General features: G+C 42.5%; 17 protein-coding genes. All 17 read right to left on the reverse strand.

Annotated features, from left to right (window positions below):
* Positions 1-187: 187 nt before the first annotated feature.
* The 17 genes from OW495_RS07390 to csrD all read right to left on the reverse strand — a co-directional run bounded on the left by OW495_RS07390 (position 188) and on the right by csrD (position 19,416).
* Positions 188-4,294 (reverse strand): LamG domain-containing protein, encoded by a 4,107-nt coding sequence (locus OW495_RS07390; RefSeq protein WP_198599787.1) that lies wholly within the window; start codon positions 4,292-4,294, stop codon positions 188-190.
* Positions 4,284-4,709, reverse strand: coding sequence for an MSHA biogenesis protein MshP (locus OW495_RS07395; protein ID WP_102513561.1), 426 nt, complete (start codon positions 4,707-4,709; stop codon positions 4,284-4,286). Before OW495_RS07395 ends, OW495_RS07390 begins: the two co-directional genes overlap by 11 nt.
* The gene (locus OW495_RS07400; protein ID WP_076670570.1) at positions 4,681-5,448 is read right to left on the reverse strand and encodes a prepilin-type N-terminal cleavage/methylation domain-containing protein; all 768 of its coding nucleotides are present in this window, start codon (positions 5,446-5,448) and stop codon (positions 4,681-4,683) included. Before OW495_RS07400 ends, OW495_RS07395 begins: the two co-directional genes overlap by 29 nt.
* The gene (locus OW495_RS07405; RefSeq protein ID WP_076676236.1) at positions 5,448-6,053 is read right to left on the reverse strand and encodes a prepilin-type N-terminal cleavage/methylation domain-containing protein; all 606 of its coding nucleotides are present in this window, start codon (positions 6,051-6,053) and stop codon (positions 5,448-5,450) included. Before OW495_RS07405 ends, OW495_RS07400 begins: the two co-directional genes overlap by 1 nt.
* Positions 6,043-6,543 (reverse strand): prepilin-type N-terminal cleavage/methylation domain-containing protein, encoded by a 501-nt coding sequence (locus tag OW495_RS07410; RefSeq protein ID WP_076670562.1) that lies wholly within the window; start codon positions 6,541-6,543, stop codon positions 6,043-6,045. The genes OW495_RS07405 and OW495_RS07410 overlap by 11 nt, the downstream gene beginning before the upstream one ends.
* Positions 6,544-6,685: 142 nt before the next feature.
* Positions 6,686-7,153, reverse strand: a complete 468-nt coding sequence (locus OW495_RS07415) for a type II secretion system protein (protein ID WP_076670559.1) — start codon at positions 7,151-7,153, stop codon at positions 6,686-6,688.
* Positions 7,154-7,188: 35 nt separating this feature from the next.
* Positions 7,189-7,764 (reverse strand): prepilin-type N-terminal cleavage/methylation domain-containing protein, encoded by a 576-nt coding sequence (locus OW495_RS07420; protein WP_065105534.1) that lies wholly within the window; start codon positions 7,762-7,764, stop codon positions 7,189-7,191.
* An 80-nt stretch (positions 7,765-7,844) separates the two neighbouring features.
* Positions 7,845-8,300: an MSHA biogenesis protein MshF gene (locus OW495_RS07425; protein ID WP_102513562.1), complete on the reverse strand. Its 456-nt coding sequence runs from the start codon at positions 8,298-8,300 to the stop codon at positions 7,845-7,847.
* Between the two features lie 3 nt (positions 8,301-8,303).
* Positions 8,304-9,527, reverse strand: coding sequence for a type II secretion system F family protein (locus OW495_RS07430; RefSeq protein WP_102513563.1), 1,224 nt, complete (start codon positions 9,525-9,527; stop codon positions 8,304-8,306).
* 12 nt (positions 9,528-9,539) lie between these two features.
* Entirely contained in the window at positions 9,540-11,264 is a 1,725-nt protein-coding gene (locus tag OW495_RS07435; protein WP_102513564.1) for a GspE/PulE family protein, read from the reverse strand.
* A complete protein-coding gene (locus OW495_RS07440; protein WP_102513565.1) occupies positions 11,254-12,438 on the reverse strand; it encodes a tetratricopeptide repeat protein in 1,185 nt (394 codons plus the stop codon). Before OW495_RS07440 ends, OW495_RS07435 begins: the two co-directional genes overlap by 11 nt.
* A gap of 2 nt (positions 12,439-12,440) precedes the next feature.
* The gene (locus OW495_RS07445) at positions 12,441-13,280 is read right to left on the reverse strand and encodes an AAA family ATPase (RefSeq protein WP_076670543.1); all 840 of its coding nucleotides are present in this window, start codon (positions 13,278-13,280) and stop codon (positions 12,441-12,443) included.
* A 53-nt stretch (positions 13,281-13,333) separates the two neighbouring features.
* Positions 13,334-14,971 (reverse strand): pilus (MSHA type) biogenesis protein MshL, encoded by a 1,638-nt coding sequence (gene mshL, locus OW495_RS07450; RefSeq protein ID WP_102513566.1) that lies wholly within the window; start codon positions 14,969-14,971, stop codon positions 13,334-13,336.
* A 15-nt stretch (positions 14,972-14,986) separates the two neighbouring features.
* Positions 14,987-15,316, reverse strand: a complete 330-nt coding sequence (locus OW495_RS07455) for an MSHA biogenesis protein MshK (RefSeq protein ID WP_102513567.1) — start codon at positions 15,314-15,316, stop codon at positions 14,987-14,989.
* A complete protein-coding gene (pilO, locus tag OW495_RS07460; protein WP_081276345.1) occupies positions 15,309-15,956 on the reverse strand; it encodes a type 4a pilus biogenesis protein PilO in 648 nt (215 codons plus the stop codon). The genes OW495_RS07455 and pilO overlap by 8 nt, the downstream gene beginning before the upstream one ends.
* Positions 15,956-17,398, reverse strand: coding sequence for an MSHA biogenesis protein MshI (locus OW495_RS07465; RefSeq protein ID WP_102513568.1), 1,443 nt, complete (start codon positions 17,396-17,398; stop codon positions 15,956-15,958). The genes pilO and OW495_RS07465 overlap by 1 nt, the downstream gene beginning before the upstream one ends.
* Before the next feature lie 2 nt (positions 17,399-17,400).
* A complete protein-coding gene (csrD, locus tag OW495_RS07470; RefSeq protein ID WP_065113111.1) occupies positions 17,401-19,416 on the reverse strand; it encodes an RNase E specificity factor CsrD in 2,016 nt (671 codons plus the stop codon).
* Positions 19,417-19,517 lie beyond the last annotated feature (101 nt).

Genomic DNA, 19,517 nt, shown 5'->3' on the forward strand with positions numbered 1-19,517 from the left:
AATGCCTTGCTGTCACGGCAAGGCATTGAAGTATAAACATGGACTGAAACCCGCAATTTCTTACAGATTCCTAACTTAAGGGGCAAAAATTATATTTTTACTGACCTGTTAAACCACTTTCACCTCGGTAGATCACACGATCGTTACCGCGGTAGATGCCGAATATACGTAACACTAATAGGTGGTACTAGTTTTGTTCACTCCACCAAATCACTCGATCACTCCCCCTATACAAACCAAAACGAACTTCGGACGATATAGTATCGTCAAAAATACCATCTTGGTTATAATCGTTTCTCAACCACGGAAACAACTCAAACCCAAGCGTACTTTCTAGAGATCCCCGATTCCCCTCACCAGGCGCACTGTAAGATATATATCCCTGGCCATTCTGAAGAATAGGCGTCGACTCTATGGTGGCAGCAGTAACACCACCTCCAACGGGTAGAGCACTTGAATCATTACCAACATCAAAGCTCAAATCCACAACCGAAAAGTCACTGCAAGAGTCACTGGTATTCGTTTTAAAGCTTAAACCATCAAAATAGTAGCTTGTTACAGCGGATTGCACCCTTGAAGTTTCAGGGCCAAAAGTATCTGCTAGAGCTAGGTATCCCCAACGTTGACGTTGTGAATCTGAAACTGAAAAATCAAAACCGGAACAAGAAGCACTTCCATTCGTTTGATAACAAACACCATCAAGATCTTTTGTGTCATTAACCGCTAAACGAACGACAACCCCTTCATTGATTGGCCCTAAGGAGGTTAGCGGTTTCACATAAGCTATCTGAGCCTCTTCTAAGCTTGCCAATTGAAGGTTAGATTCAAAAGTGACTTGTCCCGGCCAGGCAAAACCTTGGGTTTTAACAACTTTACTGGAATCGGTATCAATAATTGACAATGTTGAGCTTTCTGCCCAAAAAGTTCTAAAGTCCCAAGGATTAGCATATCGCCACCAACCGTCAATTTTATAATTAGTCGTTTCTTGCTCTCCGTTACTGCCCACGTTATCAAACGACCGTCCCGTAACAGTTAATTCAGGTAAACGACTAAACTCCATCGCTTGTCCTAAATAAGTGGACGTTGAACAGGCTGCCGTAAAACTCGGAGTGTTGCTATCTAGATGAAGATAATAAGGTATAAATCGCCCCACAGAACCAGTTTGAGCACCTTGGATCGTAAAGGAACTGCTGCCTAAATAGGAAGGTAACTCTTCAACCAAAAAATTAAATACTCCCACTTCAGAAACACTTTGAGTGACAGAGTTAATGCCTGAACTAATTGCGGTATGACTGTAAGAAATATTACCAAGTAAACCAGGTTCTGTACCGGTAACTACTGGGGCCTTAAGTTCATGACTCAAAGCAATATCTTGCGAGCTAAAATTAGGAGTAACGACACCGTTATCGCCCGAAGCCCAAATATTTAATGTAAAAGCTTCACCTGCTTTCGCAAAAACGGAGCAACTTAAATCTTTGGTTACACAGGAGCCACTATTTCCAGCTGTATTTTTAGCTTGGATATTGAGCTGCTTAGGGAAGCTTACGAACTGGGCACTCCCTCGCATATTCAATCCAAGTTCATCATCTGCACCTTCATACTGAGCATTAAGTTGTAACTTTCCTGCGTCAACGTAACTGACATCAAATTCAGCTTCCCCATCATTATCAAAGTCGACAGCAAAGGCTTTTAAGGAAGAGCTGCTCATTGCCAGATCTTTTTCAACACTACCAACTTTTAAACCAATAGTAGGACTACCAATAATGACAGAAGAATCGGGGGTAATGTACTTACCAAAGAATTCGATATTCTTTGAAGTGTTCTGGAAGCTTGGTAAACACTTTTGAGAATCATCAGAGCTTTTAACCGCTTTGATACGACCTGTTACTGGTCTGTTTGCTATTTTATCGGGTACATCTAAGACAAAACCACTACTAAAAAACTCAATGCTACAGTTGCCGCTTCCCAGACCACCTCCAGCACTCGAACATAATGTTTCCCCTCCTGGCTTGACTGCAGGATCAGAGTCAATAACGCCAATGCTCAAGTTACCCACAGTATTCTTTCGAACTGAATATATCCCTGTACCGCTAGATAACTGAATTTGATTACCACCAACCCAACCTCCACCACCTATTACGACTGCAGGAGATAAAGTGACATCAACATCTCCGGTTACCAGTTCTGAACAGGATTCATTAGCACAGGCACGAATGGTAACCTCTTCTGCATTACATGTAAGTTCACTACCTGAATGATAAAACTCAAAGTGATCGATCAAGTTACCTGGCACATCTGAGCATAAGTGTTTTTGGTCATATAACAGCATAATTTGAGCATCGGTTAACGTAGTATCAAAAATCTGAACTTCATCAATATAACCATCGAAAGCTCGCCCTGAAAAATTCTGATCTTGGCCTATCTGCAAAGGTTTTGTATTGGTTACTAGTTTTCTATTTCCATTAATGTTCAACTGAGCACGTTGCTGGCCATTTATAAATATACTGGCTATTGATTTATTATTCTTATCTATAAATTCATATTTAATGGTAATAAATGACCAATCATTTCGTGGAATAGCCACTTCACTGGTTAATGTTCTAGTCTTAATGCCTCCATTCCCATTTTGATTAACATCCTGCCACCACCAGAATATTTTACCACTTGAGTTTAAGTGAAACTCATAGTTATTATCTTTCGATAAAATAGAATACAAACCGGTTCTAGGGTAACTAACAGGCTTAACCCAAGCTGATATTGTGAAGTTTTCATCTATATTTAAATCATTATCATGAGGTATATTAATATATTGATTTGAATCATTATTAAAGCCTCCGAAACCACAAGTTCCAATAGAATCAATAGTTGGGATCGCAGATAATTCAGATGCAGGCTCTGATGTTACTCCATTCACCGATTTACCATGTAATTGGTTACCAGAGCTATCTACTACCTCATTGTTCGAGCCATTCCATGTTGTTTCATCTAAATGATATAAGGCAATCGGATCTGGTAACTCCTTCGCCCCACACGCGTTTTCTGGCACTGTTTGATATAAGCATGTCCCATCTACACTACTGTTCGAATTAACAAATACCGTTCCTTTGTCTTTCGGCCCTGCGGTGACATCACCGACAACATGAGTTTTTGTTCCAAGTACTATGTCATTCTCGGAACTATCAATATCACCCGTTATACTAGAGATCGTTGAAGATACATCTGTCCCGTTACTTAAATGGTTAATATTAATTGCTTTCTTAGCTATAACATTGTCGGTCACATTAGTACTAACCAATCGAACTGATTCATCACGGCTCACCACTTGCCCACCGACTTCAGTTCTTGTATTTGTAGCGTAGGTACCGTTGTTCAATACGTTAATGTTAACGGAAAGCTTCGCGTCAACTTCATCGGTGACAGTAGCATTTAGAATCCGAATTGAATTATCACTGCTTTTTACTTTCCCGCCGACACTAACATCGCTGTTAGGCACATAAGCACCATTACTTAATTCATTAATATTGACCGACTGTTTCGCATCTACATCATCAGTTATGCTGGCGTTTATAATTCGAATTGAACCATCACTGCTTTTTACTTTTCCTCCAACGCTAACGTGGCTATTAAAAACATATGACTCATTGCTTAAAACATTTATATTGATAGATTGTTTCGCATCTATATCATCATCAATTCGCGCATCGATTACTCGAATAGAACTGTCGTGACTTTTAATCTTTCCTTCTATAATAGATGCACGTGAAGCAGCAAACGCTCCATTACTCCGCACATTGATGTTCACCGACTGTTTAGCATCTACATCACCACGCACATCTGTATTTATCATTCGAATTGTGCTGTCCGAGCTTTTCACTTTACCGAGTATGAAAGAATAATGATTACTGTTATAGCTGCCGTTAGCGTATTCATTGATGACTATAGACTGTTTAGCTTGCGCTGCACCATAAATGACCGTATCAATAATTCTCAAGTGACCATCTTTACTTTTTACAGATATCCCACTAAAACTTGGGTTGCCAATGATATTGGATTCAAAATAGATGTTATTTTTGACTTCTAATTTTGATGTCTTATAAGCAATAATTTCATCGCCACTTTGCAGAGTCAGTGAACCATCACATTCATATTTGCTTCCATTGATATCCCAATTTCCAGTACAAGGAGGTAGTGGATACCGATTAGGCCAATTGTAATTTGTTAGATAGTAATACGCGGCTGCAGACGGAAATGAGACTAGCAACATAGATACTAATATAAATACTCTAGCTATCATCACGAAGTCCAACCTCTATTATTCTTTGTAAAACCAAGCTCCCAACCGAACAACTTCCTTTCGAGGTTAGTTGATATACATTGATACCATTGTCCAAAACTCCAATAAACTTACAACTGACATCCGTTACGCATTGAGCTAATCCTTCACCGGAAAAGCTTATGATTTGTGGGGTAGATGCATGGCAACTACCTTCTGTCGTCGTTTGATAAAAGCGGCTAATTTCTATTTGTGCTCCAGATCGCGCAGCCATTTCAGCCCGAGTACCGATCAGGGTTGAAATCAAATGTTCACTGTTACGTTGTTGGTTCTGATTAGCAACCATCGCAACCGAAGCCATAACCACTAGTATAAAGACAACTAGGATCAAACTTCCCCCCGTTTGTTTACGGAGCGTTATAGATAAGGGCATCATGGACAAACTGAATCTCCTCTCCTTTATCAGCAAACAATAACTCAAACCTAACCAACCCATTTCTTTGCAATTCAGGCGCTAAGTTTTGAAAATCTGCATTTTTTACATTCTCAGCCATCAGTACGCCATTCCCTAGTGCTTCTGGGGAGAGTGATGAGCGAGACAAGGCGTAACTAGCATAACGAAAAATACTAGAATTGACGTGACAATAAGCTACGGGAGAAAGATAAAAATAAAGGCGCTTGCCTGGAGAGCTAATCTCAAAACCTGTAGTTTGCGTTAACTTAACATCAACCATCACTGCAGCAGAGGTATTAAAGTCAACATTCTCTTTTACCTCTGCAATTTGACCTTCAGTCGTTGGATCAAGACGCATCGCATTCGGGTCGTTAGGATAAACAATAACTCGCTCCCCTTGAGAAATGCTTTTGCCTATTGGCAATATTCGTATCACTGCTGATTTTGCTTCTGGCGCCGGAAGTTCTTGATAAATGGCACTATTGATGATGGGCAAAAATTCAATACAATCATTTTCAATCAAAATACTGTTAGGGACGGCTTCTCTTAATTCTCGAGTCAATCGCTCCGTGACAAATTTACCTTGTTGTATCAAAGCTTCACGAGCGGTGCTATCAGCATAAATCCCCATACCTTGTTGGATAATATTTCCTAGAAATAGCCCAACAATAGAAAGTAGTAGAATAGTAATAATCATCTCTATCAGTGTAAAACCGCGCATTAAAAATTCCCTTTAATCGCAGAAAAAGGATAGCGGTTTCCCTGAGTATCAATAATCACAACTTCAACTCGTTTATAGTGTGTACGGCTAATCGATGGCTCACCAGACATCATCAAAGTATTGCCACTGACAACAGCAGCATCATAAAAGACATCTATTTCAACGTTGAAATTACGATAACCCGCATCACTGAGATCACTATCAAGAACATCTTCGACGCGCCCTCTAAGGCCATGAAAATCATCAACATCATTAGCCAAGCTCTTTACCAGTACACCATTAACGTCAGTTTCTCCATTTTCAGGCCCTAAATCATTAGGTAACGTGCATAATTGTTGACTAGGAGTAGACATCGTTGAGACTGCACATTCAGGCACTCCGCCGTTCACGCCTGAAAAGTGGTCATACCCTCGCCCCATTACTTCATCAAGCACGGAGCGACCAAGATCAGCAGCTTTAACTGATGTTATTTGTTCCGCCGTCTGAATTGAACGCGGATACAAAGAGGCAGTAAGTCCAGCAAGAGCAAAACCAATAAGAGTAATCACAATGACCATTTCTATTAGGGAAAAACCTTGGGGGCGTTTTTTTTGTTTAACATCCATAGATATATCCTTCAGTGTTAATGCACACTGAAATTGAATCATCGTTGACAGTCGAAGATATCTCAAGCTGACAATTCGACATTAAACATTGCAGAGCTCGGCCCGAACTATCAAAATCAAGGTACGGAACATTGGTATCAGTTTGTAGCTTAAAGGCCACTTTATTCTGTGTGCCATCAACAAAACTGGGATCTGTAACGTCAGAAGGAAATACCTTGGAACACATATCTTCAACACTAGAGGGAGACACCTGAATAGCTTGAGTTTGGTTTGGATTTAACAGCCAACGGTTACAATAATCCGAACGATTCATCGCACGGTTTTGTACTAATCGTAATGCGGCTAACACTTCGCTTTGAACAAGATAGGTAGAAAAAGAAGAGGAGCCAACATAACGGCTAGATGCGAACAGGGAAACAATACCAATCAATATAATAACGATGATCAGCTCTACCAGAGTAAAGCCGCTGGATTTGGGGCTGTTATCCATAATGAGCCTCTAACTGCCTAGCGAATACTGATTATACAAGATAACGAAGCTTACGATCTTATGTATATGAATAGTTTTGATATTTGTGTAACAGATGGAAAAAAGGCCAGCACAGGTGCTGGCCTCAATTTTAACTGATGTGCTAAGGAGCACAGTTTGAGTCTTCTACCATGTTTGCTGTTGCTTCAACGTTAGCAGCTGTTGCTTGGGTATATACAACACAGTTAGTAGTGTATCCATTAATACCAAACAATGCTGATGTAGCGCCGCTTGTCTTAATAAATTCAAAGTCCTCATCAGTACCAACACCTTGAACGATTGCTGAGATTGCTGTCGATGATGCTTCAGGATATCCAAAAACAGTCTGAATACTTTGAGTACCGAAACCAGTGCTAACTGCACCTGAAGTAGATTCAATACCTGCGATTGCAGCCTTACCGTAAATAATACCTGAAGCACCTTGAATAGCCCCAGCTAGACCTTCAAGAGTTGCATTTTTTGCATCATCTTGCAGGTTTAGGAAACGTGGTGCCGCAGTTACAGCAAGAATACCTAGAATAACAATAACAACCACTAGTTCGATTAGGGTGAAACCGCCTTGTCTTTTCATAGTTAAGCTCTCTCTATGTTTAATTTTACGCAGACTTACTGCAAAGTTACGGTCACACGACCAGTTTTAATTTCGTAAACAAATTCGTGCTCGGTACTACCTTCTAATTGAACATAAGTACACGTTGCATCACCTGAATTCGCTTGCGCTGAATATTTGTAATTTGAGCCGCTATCGACTTCCGAAACCGCACCTACTTTAGGTGGATTTTGCAGCAAGTTTTCCATCAATTCAGAACATGTTTTATCTGAAATGTCTTGTGGCGCGGTGCTAGAATTATTATTCAGAGTCCATGGATAGCCGTCTCGAAAGTCGGTATCTTCGTTGTTACTGTTCTTTGATCTTGTTAACCAAAAATCAACACCATCATAATTTACAGTATTGTATGTTTCAACACCAATCTTCTCCGATGGTCGCGCTTCTGCTTCCCACTGTGCTCTCGCCGACAAAACTGCCGTAGCAAAACCACCAGCGACGCCTTCAATGCTTGATTTCTTGGCTTCATCTGTCACATCGAGAAAACGAGGTAAAGCAGCCACCGCCAATAAACCAACGACTACAATCACTATGACTAATTCGACAAGGGAGAAACCCTTTTGATTCTTAAGCATTTTCTACCTACTCATCTAATTATTAACGCGCATTATACATTCGCGCTCGTATAAAACCATACAAAAAACTGTCAATATTTTCACAAAGCCAAAATATTGGCTTTAACACTAAATCTTTCTTTTTTGAGTAATATATCTATCTGATACTTATCACTATAATGATAACTACAATGAAACTGTATGTTATCACTTTTATCTTCAACACTTGGAGACCTTAGCCCTAAAATACTCCTCTGAGGATACAATTGATCCAGCCAGTAATTGCAGTCCCGTTCTGAGCCTTGGATCGGCATTATCCAACCCGTTCGGCTATATAACCTTGGTTGCTCTGGAATACCATTTAGCTCAACACCCGTTAATAAATACTGCTGCTTAAAACGATTGGCTCGCTCTAGCATTTGCTTACTCGCCACGATAAACGCCGTGTTAGTCGCTTCTTCTTCTACCGTTTTCGATACCGAAAGTAGGCCTACAATCAGAAAAAGAATAACCACACTCCAAATAACAAAACGTGAGCGCTGTAGGTTATTTAGCATTCCCTAACCTTTGATTGCATCCAGCATTCCCCACATAGGTAAGAAAATACCTAGCGCTAAAATCAGCACCATGCCTGCAACTACCGTCAGCAAAATCGGTTCAATTCTGGCCGTTAAAGTTTTCAGATCGTAATCGACCTCTCGATCGTAAAAATCAGCCACTTCAAGCAGCAACTCATCAATGCGACCTGTCTCTTCACCTACGGAAATCATTTGTATCACGAGCGGTGTGAAAATTTCGCTGTTGATCGCGGTAGATGAAACCGTACTACCCGCTTCTATTGCCGATTTCATGGCTTGAACTCGCAGTTCTAGAAAACGATTGTCCAAAGCCTCAGCTGATAACGCTAATGATTGGTTAAGTGGCACACCCGCTTTTAGCATCAAAGCAAAAGTACGTGAGAAGCGCGACAACAGTGCTCGATTCACAACGCCACCAATAACCGGCATTTTTAAACGCAACCTATCCCACTTTTCCAGCCCTTTGTCTGTTTTAACCCACGCTTTAAACGCAAAGATAAGACCGAAAATAGCCGCGAGCATTAAGCCCCAATAATTTACAAAGAACTCCGACATACCAATCAGGATACGAGTTGGCAGTGGCAAATCGACACCAAAGCGCGCGAACATACTAGAAAACTGTGGGATAACCTTGATGTTCAGAATGAACATCGCAATCAAAATAAAGCTGATAACAAAGGTTGGATAACGCATCGCGGTCTTGATTCGCTTACGAGTCTCAACTTCCTGCTCGTAGTATCCAGCTAATTGCAGCAAAGCCTGATCTAAACGACCGGTGTTTTCACCAACACCGATCATAGATACAAACAGCGGGCTAAATACTTTTGGGTGCATCTGCATCGATGCCGATAATCCACGACCATTGGTTAACTCTGCAACCACGTCTTCTAAAGCCGCTTTCAACTGTTTGTTTTCGCAGTTTTGGGTTAGGCCTTTCATCGACCTCAATAATGGAACACCCGCTTTAGTGAGGCTGTATAACTGTCGGCAAAATAGAACTAATACTTCTAGAGGCACATTAGGAGAAAACAGGCTAGATACATCCATATCTAACACTGATCCACCACTTTTCCCCAGTTTGATAGAAGTAGGAATGATCCCCTTGCTCATCAAGCTTTCAGCAGCAAGATCTTCGTTATTCGCATCCAGCTGACCAGTCACTTGACTGCCATCAGAACTGCGACCTACATAACGATACGTTGGCATACTAGTCTACCCTTACAGATAAATTGGATCGGTTGCACCGGAGGCATCGCCTTCACCAAGGTGCATGATCTCATCAAGGCTCACAACACCTTGTAAAGCCAGTTCCATAGCAGAAGCCAATAACGGTTTGTAATTGTCAGACTGTCTAGCCGTTTGAGCGAAACCAACAGCGTCGTTGGCTCTGAGCGCATCCATCATGTTTTGCTCTAGTTCTAGCATTTCAAAAACACCAATACGCCCGCGGTAGCCCGTCAAATTACAGTTCTGACAACCACGTCCCTTCATGAAAGGCACATCGACTTGATTTGGGAAACGTACACTCAGCCACTGCTTACGAGGCTCATCGAGTTCGTCATCGACCTTACAATCAGTACACACTTTACGAACTAATCGCTGTGCGACAACCGCTCTCACAGCACTTGCCACGAGATAACCGGGAGCACCCATGTCCATCATACGCAGTGCACTATCTACTGCATCATTGGTATGGAGCGTACTTAATACTAAGTGACCGGTTAAGGCTGCCCTTAGGCCAATCTCAACGGTTTCATGATCACGCATCTCACCAATAAGAATGATATCGGGATCCTGACGTAGAAAGGTTCTCAAGACAGTCGAGAAGTCGAGGTTGATCTTAGAGTTTACTTGAACCTGATTCACGCGAGGAAGACGATATTCGACCGGGTCTTCCGCGGTAATGATTTTTTTACCCGGTTCGTTTAACTCGCTTAACGCACCATATAAGGTCGTTGTTTTACCAGAACCTGTTGGGCCAGTAACCAAGATCATGCCATGAGGACGGCGTAATTGTTGGCGAAGACGAACAAGAAGATCATTGGGGATACCCGATGCTTCTAGCTTACGGAGGCCTGCTGATTGGTTAAGCAAACGCATCACCACAGACTCACCATGCTGTACCGGCATGGTCGACATACGAATATCAACCGACTGGCCTTTAGCTCGAATATTGAAACGACCATCTTGAGGTAGACGCTTCTCAGAAATATCCAAGTTTGCCATCAGTTTCAAGCGCAGCACCAAAGCAGAGGCAATGTTGACTTCATTCAATAGCGTTTCATGCAGCACACCATCAATACGCTGACGAAGACGCAAGACGTTTGAATCGGGCTCAATATGGATATCAGAAGCACCAACTTGGATTGCATCCTCAAACAAAGAGTTGATGAGTTTAACAACCGTCACTTCGTCGCTGTCTTCACCTGCGATATCAAAGTCAAAGGCATCATTAACTTGGTGCTCGGCATGCAACTGCTCAGCAAAAGAAGCGATCTCTTTGGTACGACGATAGTAACGGTCAAAACCATCGACTAACTGTCTCTCTTGAGCGACGACAAATTCAAGTGCGTAATCGCCTAGTTGGCCAAGCAATGATTCCTGAGCAAACAAATCAGCAGGATCACTCATTGCAACACGTAAAGTATCGCCTTGACGACCAATTACTAATGCTCGAAGACGACGAGCATGTACCTCGGGTAAAAGTTGAACCGCTTCTACATCTACATTGGCTCGACTTAAATCAATCAGAGGAATCGCTAGCTGTTGAGACAAAAAGCTCAGCATCTGCTGTTCAGACAAGAAACCAAGTTCAATCAAGGCATCGCCAAGCTTGCGCCCGGTACTTTTCTGAGCGGCCAGTGCTTGTGCAACTTGAGCTTCAGTAATGATGCCTTCTTCTACGAGCAAATCACCAAGTCGCTTCCTTAATCTAATTTGCATCGTCGTTCTCCTCTAAGGCATCGATTATTTTTAATCTGTCGCGGACAAAATTTTGCGATTGAGATGAGATTCCAACTCGGGTTAAAGCGCCTTGGTACGATTCTTTAGCGGCACTAAAATCAAGCTGACGCTCTTGTTGAATCGCAAGGCCTAGCCACCAGCGAGCATTGGCTGAATCGACTTCGACCAACTTTTTGTAACTCTCCAAGGCAATCTCTTCTTGTTGCGATTTTTGACTCAAAGCCGCACGCATTGCTAAATAATCTTTGGTCGGATTTGGCGGTAAATGTACTAATGGACTCAAGGCGGCTTCCGCTTGATTCGCTTTGACGAGCAATTTTGATAAACCTAGACGTAACTTTTCACTATTGGTATTCAGCTTTATACCTGACTGATAAAGCTCATAGGCTTTACGAGTATCACCCTTACCAAAATAGAGAATCGCAAGCTTCTGGCGGACATCCTCATTTCTCGGGGCATAACGCAGAGCTTCGGTATAACCTTTTAGAGCACCAGCAAGATCATTCGCATCGAGAGCTTTCTGAGCTCGGCCTACTGCATTATCGGATAGCTGTTGAGAAGTCAGCTCAATCTGCTCGATCAACATGCCATCGCCAGCTGAATTCACAGATGAAGCTGACGACGTTTCTACACTCGCCTGCTCATTGACTGACGAAGACTTTTGTTTCGATACGCTTGCCACATAAATCGGCTCTTGAGGAGCGACCCTCACCGCTTTAGGTGCTGTTAGATTTTGTGACTGTTCCGCGACACTGGTCGTTTTCGATGGCGACTTAGTGGTTATCGACTGAGTTGTTACAGATGGTTGAGACTTTTCAACCTTTGAGTGAGATGTCACTGACGTCAATTCAGAGTCGACAACAACCAGTTTTTGAGTTGGAGACAAAGGCACCGCTGGCGTAACAACACGATTAGCTTGTCCCGAACTATCGACAAGCGACACTTCTACCTGTGGGGCCCTTACAGAAATAGGGTTATCAAGTTTAGGGGCTTGCGACACAGCCCAACCACCCATAGCCAAACTTAAGGTAAAGCCACCCACAACCCAAACCAATGGCGAGCGCGTTTTGACTTTGGGCACAACAGCCGCTTCTATCGATGTTGTTGATTCTTTCTTTGCCAATTCAGACAAGGCGTTATTAATGACGCTCATAATTAATTCCAACCCCACAGTATTGGCGTTTTAAATTTAGGCTTACATACATCGTATGTTTCGTGCATTGCAGCAAATAAGTGTTGGTTTTCAAGCGTTTTTTTATCTTCGCTAAACGAAAGCAATAAGGCTTTGTGACACAACTGATTAATCAACCTTGGAATTCCGAGAGAAGAGCGCCAGATTGCTTTTTTATGATTCAAACTAAATAGGTTTTGATTGCCACCCGACTTGGTTATTCGGTTATCGATATAAGCTACCGCTTCATCAAGATTAAGCGGCCTTAGAGTTGAGCTAAAACTGATTCTTTGACGAAACTGCCTAAGGTGATAAGCCTCTAAGCGGGTATCCAATTCAGGCTGGCCGAGTAAGACAATTTGTAATAATTTCTTATCTTCTGTCTCTAAATTACCGAACAACCTTAATGTTTCGAGCGCCTCATCCGATAGAGCTTGAGCTTCATCGAGTATCGCGACGACTCTTAGCCCTGAGCTGTGCAACTCAATCAACTTATGCTGAATGCTATCGACTAAGGTCGCTTCGCTCTCGACCACAACATCAAGTTCTTTAGCGATGGCTTGACGTAAGTCAGCACCAGATAACATTGGGTTGGGAAGGTAAATTAGCGCAGTACAGTCTTGCAGATGGTTCACCAACATTCGGCATACCATCGTTTTTCCCGTGCCGACCTCACCAGTAACCTTTATCACGCCTTCACCCATCTCTAACGCCGAGATAACCGTTTGAATCGCCTCAAAGTGAGGCGCCAAACCATAAAAGAAGTCGGTATTCGGCGTTAAAGTAAACGGCAGTTGTTCAAAGCCAAAATGAGCTTGATACATAAGGTGACCTACCTTAATTCTGCGCTGCCAATCTACATGGAGAAGATGAGTGGCTACTCTTCATCAGGGAACCATTCTTGTAGAAGGTCTCGAGAACGCTCCAACTCAGACTGCCAAGTATTGACACCCACAATGGTCGGTTTCAATAAGATCACAAGCTCAGTTTTTTGAGTTAATTGACTGGTATTACGGAACAAGTGGCCGAGTGCTGGGATATCACCAAGGAATGGGACTTTAGACGTCACATCACTAGTGTTAGATTTCATCAAACCACCAATCACAACCACATCGCCATCTTTTGCGCGAATGACTGAGTCAGACTCACGAATAGAGCTTTTCGCCAAAGGAAGTTGTACCAAGCCCGTTGTTGAACCTAGGTTGAGCTCTTTCACTTCTTCCTCGACCTCAATAACGGCAGGGTGAACATGTAAGAATACGCTACCTTTATCGTCTATCTGCGGAGTCACATCCAAAGAGATACCAGAGAAGAACGGAGTTAGCTCGACTTCAGGAGCGACATTGGCGTTATCACCACTGCCTACCGAGCTTGATAAATCTGTTACGTAATACTCATCAGTACCCACTTTGATAACCGCTTTTTGGTTATTCGCCGCTGTTACTCGCGGGCTAGACAGAACATTCAAGTCACCTTGAGTATCCATAAAGCTCAAAACTGCTTCAAAACTGCCATCTGAAATGGTTACGTTGGTTTGTCCGCCTAACAAAGAGCTGATTGCATCTAAAGGAGGCAATGTTCCACCAGGTCGGTCAATTACAACACCGCCGCTACCAATCGATTTCGATAAATTAGACCAGCTAATCCCCTGTTGATAGCCATCACTCAAGGTCACTTCCATGATCTTGGCTTCTAAGATAACTTGACGCTGCAAGCGTTTCTGAGAAATACCTAAAAACTCTCGAACTTCACGAATTTCATCAGGGTAAGCGCGTACCGTAATGACACTGGCTTGTGGGGTAACCACAACACTTTGTCCTTCACCAGATCCGATTAGGTGAGCAACTGCAGCTTCAAGCTGTGGCCAAAAATCACTTTCAGATGTCGTTTCAATCTCTGTTCCGCCATTCGACGTCGAATTCGATGAATTGGACGAATTAGAAGAGTTAGATGAGTTTGAGTTCGAATTTGAAGAGCTTGAAGAGTTAGAGTCTGAGTTAGAGATCGTGCCGGTGGTAATCGTCGTTAATGAGCGACCAGAACGCTTCACTTGCAAGTAATCGACAGGAATCGTTACCGTTCGAAGGCCGGCAGGGTAAACCTGAATCACTTTGCCACGCTTCTCAATATCGTAGCCATACATATCTTGAGCAACAGCCAACACTTCATCTAGCGTCACATCGGTTAGATTCAACGTAAGGCTCCCAGCCACGCTTGGATGAATAGCAGCACTGTATTCAGTACCTTTAACTAAACTAGCAAAGAAGGTTCTCGCTTCGACACCATTCGCCTGAATACGAAAGCGCTTAACCGTTTCCATACTCGGAGACATAGAATCTGAATCAAGTTGTGGCATAAGGTCGTCTTGAACCGATGAAGGAAGCTCATGAAGCGCTTTGCTATTGGCTTCATTAATAGATTCGTTCAAAGACTCTTTTATCTCAACAGGGTCACGATGCCCCATTGAACAACCGACTAAAGATGACACTAGAATTGCTACTACAAGTTTACGCATGTCTTCACTCAAACCTTAATTATTCTTAATATCTAAAGAGAACATCTCTAATTTCCACTGCTTAGAGTTTCTCTGCAGAGTGACGTATTCTGGATCGATATTCTTAACTCGATACCCTCTGACCGTTTCTCCTTGAGCGAGAATTTGGCCATTTAGAATCGCATAACAAGGTGTATCACCTTTACAAACAATGCTCTCTAATGCCGGTAGACGATACTGAGTCGGCGCTTTTTTAGCTGGTGCGGCTTGCTGTGGCGTTAACCAGCCTAATGGCGCCGTGGGATCTTGTTCAGCCCATGCTACTTGTCCACAAAAGAGTAGGGACAACAGGATAATTCTAACCACCGATAAACTCCTGTCTGGTACCTAGCGTATAAACCTCAAACACAAGTCGAGCATTTGGGTACTCTTCTACCGAGTATTTAAATGTACGCCAGTAATAACTCACAGGCAGAGATTCAAGCGCTTGAAGGTAGGCTGAAATACTAAAGTAGCTCCCCGTCAGCTCCATTCTTACAGGATGAAGAAAGTAGCCCGAGTACTCACTGGTTTCTTTATTATTCGAAATCGGTTCTGGTTTTAATGACTCTAAAGATTCAAGCTTTAATCCACTGCCAGCGTTAAGCACACTTTCTAACAACTGTGACATTTGAGACGGCGAGATCAGCCCATCAATGATTTCTGATAACTGAACAGAAAGGTCTTGGCTCTCCACCAGCAGTTTTTTGTACTCAAGATTAATCTCTTTATCCGGGTCTTTGTTCAGCTTGGCTTGAATCACCAGCAGCTCACCCTGTTGTCTTTGGTTTGACTGAGTCAAGCTCATCGACTTAGCTTTTTTAGCTTGTAAATCGAGATACGCAGGTTCAACCAACAGCGTAAAAAGCAACATAGATAGACCAACAAAACCACATACGAAAAGCAGCCATTTTTCTCTTTGACTTAATGCAAGAAACTTATCGCTAAGCTGATTCCACTGTTGCACTATTTGCTCTCCCTACGAGTACTCAATTCAAAAGTCACCACATCTTGATCATTGCGACCGATTTTTAATTTTTCGAACGTTCGTCCAACCAAATTCAGTTCGCTTTGAAATTGGCCAATCCAGTTTGGAACAACATTTGCGTTACGTGCAAAGCCACTCAAATCTAAGGTATCGTGAGTCATATAGATGTTCGAAAGTGAGATATCATTTCGCCCTAATTTAGCTAAGGCATTCATGACGCCAGAATACCCGACTTGCTGTGATTCGTCGTATTGCCCTACCGCCTTCAACGCTTCTTTCTTTGCTTGTGTCTCACGTTTGAGACGCGCAACGGCAGCCACTTTCTCTGGTGAAGGTTTATGTCGAGTTAGTTGACTATTCAACTGGTTAACTTGCTTGTTAAGCTGTTTGGAGTCATGTTGCAAAGTGGTTAATTCTGCGTCCAGATTGGAGACTTGATATTGCATCACAAAATAACTACCGAGAAGCAGCACACAGATGATCGCCCAACTCGCGACAACATTCGCGAGAGTAAAATACTCTTTTTGGGGCTTTAGATGTTCAGGGTAAAGGTTAACGTTAAAATCATTTTTCTCTGCCGCAAGTTGAACCAGCAAGCTTTCTGAATTTTCACGATCCTTGTCTACTAACAAAGAAACACTCGAACTTAACGTGTCGTTTAGGACGCTTTGCAGTTCGGCTTCATCCTCTTCATCACAGCAGATTTTGAGCTGGTGAAGTTGAGTGCCTTTAATTTGAGAGGAAAGGTAATCAATTGAACGCTGTAACTCTAATGCTAAACCATCAAGCTGTAAGGCACTTGAAGCCACTCCAGTTAATGGTGGAACTACACTCCGAATCGTTCTTTGAAAACAAACCGTATGCTCAACAAAAGCACCTAACTTAAAGTGTGCGTTCTGACTACGTTGAAGAAGAATAAAGTTAGAGAGCTCACCCGCACTGTACCCCCAGATTTCATCTTCAGGGGCAATACCTTTGAGCTCAACCTGTACCGAATTGGTCACAATAAGGAGCTTATCTAATAGCTTCTTAGGTAAAACATAAACTTGCAGTTTGTTCGAGGTCGGTAATGCCACCGCGCTCGCGGTAATATCCGTCACTCGCTCAGAAACAAGATCTTTCAATAAGAATGGCAGCGCAACCGACCATTCGTTCTCTGGAATATCAGGCTTATCTATTTGGTAGGTTTGGTAATAATTGGCACATACGATCAGCTGAAGGCTGCCACTAGTAAACGCCTCACTATTGAGAAACTGTTTCAGCGCGCTTTCCCAATCCCCATTAACCAATGAGATACGAGTAATTTGAGGGGATTGCTCTGTCGGTGAAATGTAAATGGCATCATTGGCCAACATAACAACTTGAGCACTGCCTTTATTACTCGTTGGCCTTACCTTGTCTAAAATCGCTTTGAAATTCATGCTTAATTACTACTCTTACGCCATCGATTTCTTCGACCGACTTTTACTACGGATTCGGTTTTTACTGCCTTTTCGCCTTGATGAGGCAAAGGAATGATTTGTTGCTCTTCTTCAAAATATCGACCTTGATAACCATTGATGCCTAACTCTATCAAAGTGTTCTTTTCTTGTTTTGTCTCGACCCCAACAGCAATCACTTGAGTTGGTGAATCACCACACGCCCCAATCAAGCTGCGAACAAACAGTTGATTCTCATGTCTTTGGTCTATTTTCTTAATAAGACTTCGATGAAGCTTAATATAATTGACCTTTAAATCTTTTATATAGTGAGTGCTAACAATGGTTCGCCCTGCTTGACCAACAATCACTGTACACCCTAACCCCGACAACATCTTTGCCACCGGTCTCATATAATCTAAATGAGCAATCAAATGCCCTTCAGGAAATTCGAATGCAAGCAGAGAGCGATGCAAGGCAGAGAGCTGTAACAACTCACTTCTAAACCATTTAAAGTGCTGCTTATTAGCAAATGGAGTCACATTCAAATTAATCGAATAATGTATAGGTTGAGTGGATTCTTTCACCAACTTCAACATCACCTTCAGAACCGATTGATCCATTTGAGCTTGATAACCGACTTGCTCGACAGCTGGCATAAAGCGAGATGATTTCAATAAACCCTTTTCAGGGTCCTGAATTCTAGTGAATATTTCTCTATGTAATTCATTAGCTTGACCAGATTCCGGCATAAGGTAACATCGCTGAGCAAAGATTACTAAATTTTCTGGGAGCAAAGCTTTATCGAGTAATGTTCTCCAACGAACACTGCCGCGATCAAGCTCATTTTTATTTGATTTAGGGTAGCGGCTCCAGTTATTGATGCGCTCTAACTGAGCACTTTTTAGCGCGGTTTCCGTTTCATCCATGATCTGGCTATGGCGCTCACCTTCCGTGTACATGGTCACACCAATATGGCACCAGTTATCCGATTCCAGAGGTTCCGGCGGGGTTAACTTATCTAACTGCCTTAAGCATTGAGCCGCCAACGTCGCAATATCTTTTGCTCCCTGATGTGGGATAAATACAGCGAAGTCCGCTTCATAATAACGAGAGAAAATAACATCGGGGTAACGCTGAACAATATTCGACAATACTTCACCGACTTCAATAATAAAGCCATCGGTGATTTGCTTGTCGTTCACATCACGAACCTGACCCCATTCATCAATACGTATCAGTAAAACGCCGCCCCGAGCACCACTTTCATGCAATGCCGATTCGAGCTTGTTATCAAATAGAACGCGATTGGCTGTACCTGTCAGCTTATCTAAGAAGGTATGGGTGCGAATAAAGGTATCAAACCGGCTTCTTTCTTGACGAGCATCTTGTAGCTCTTCAATTAACACATCAAGCGCTTCACTTGCCGTATAGGGCCATTCCCGCTCATCCCCTTTAGCATGAGCTTCAACTTGCCCAGCAAGAAGCATTCTTCCTCGTTCCTCTAGCATTTCTGACCCCATCAACTGCTCTTTGAGCCATCGAACGCCACGAGCTAAGCAGAAAATAATGAGAGCAACCGCTAGAGTAATTGACCACATGGCTTCAAGCGAATAGCTATAGCCTATATAAGGAGGAAGCGCCTTAAACTCGATTCGATAACCTTCATTGCGCTCAAGGACAAAGCTTTTTTCATAAAGTCGATTAGGATCAATCTGAGGAGAGGTATCTTTGAAGCGATACACAATGCCGGTTTTGTTCGAGAGTTTCATCTCAACAATGTTGGATGCCTGCAACATCTTAGGCATCCAACGCTGCATTGAATACGCGGCGTCAGGATCTTCCATCTCTTTATCAACAACGTCGACAATACCCACCAAATAATGGTCTAAATATTCTTGCCCGATACGCTTAAAAGAAAGTGTCCCGCCGATAAAAAGAATGAACATCGCACTGATGACACTCACGGTGACAAAGGCGACTAAGCGAGTGCTCAATTTTAGTGTGGGGGTATATCTCATGAATAACGAAATCCTTTTCAACTCACATTATACCGTATTGCTACTTATACTATAAATTGACGTTGTAAATAAAGCGTTAAGAATTCTAGGTAACAAAAAGC

It is taken from the genome of Vibrio sp. 14N.309.X.WAT.E.F5 (genome assembly GCF_030397615.1).
Taxonomy (GTDB): Bacteria; Pseudomonadota; Gammaproteobacteria; order Enterobacterales; family Vibrionaceae; genus Vibrio; species Vibrio lentus.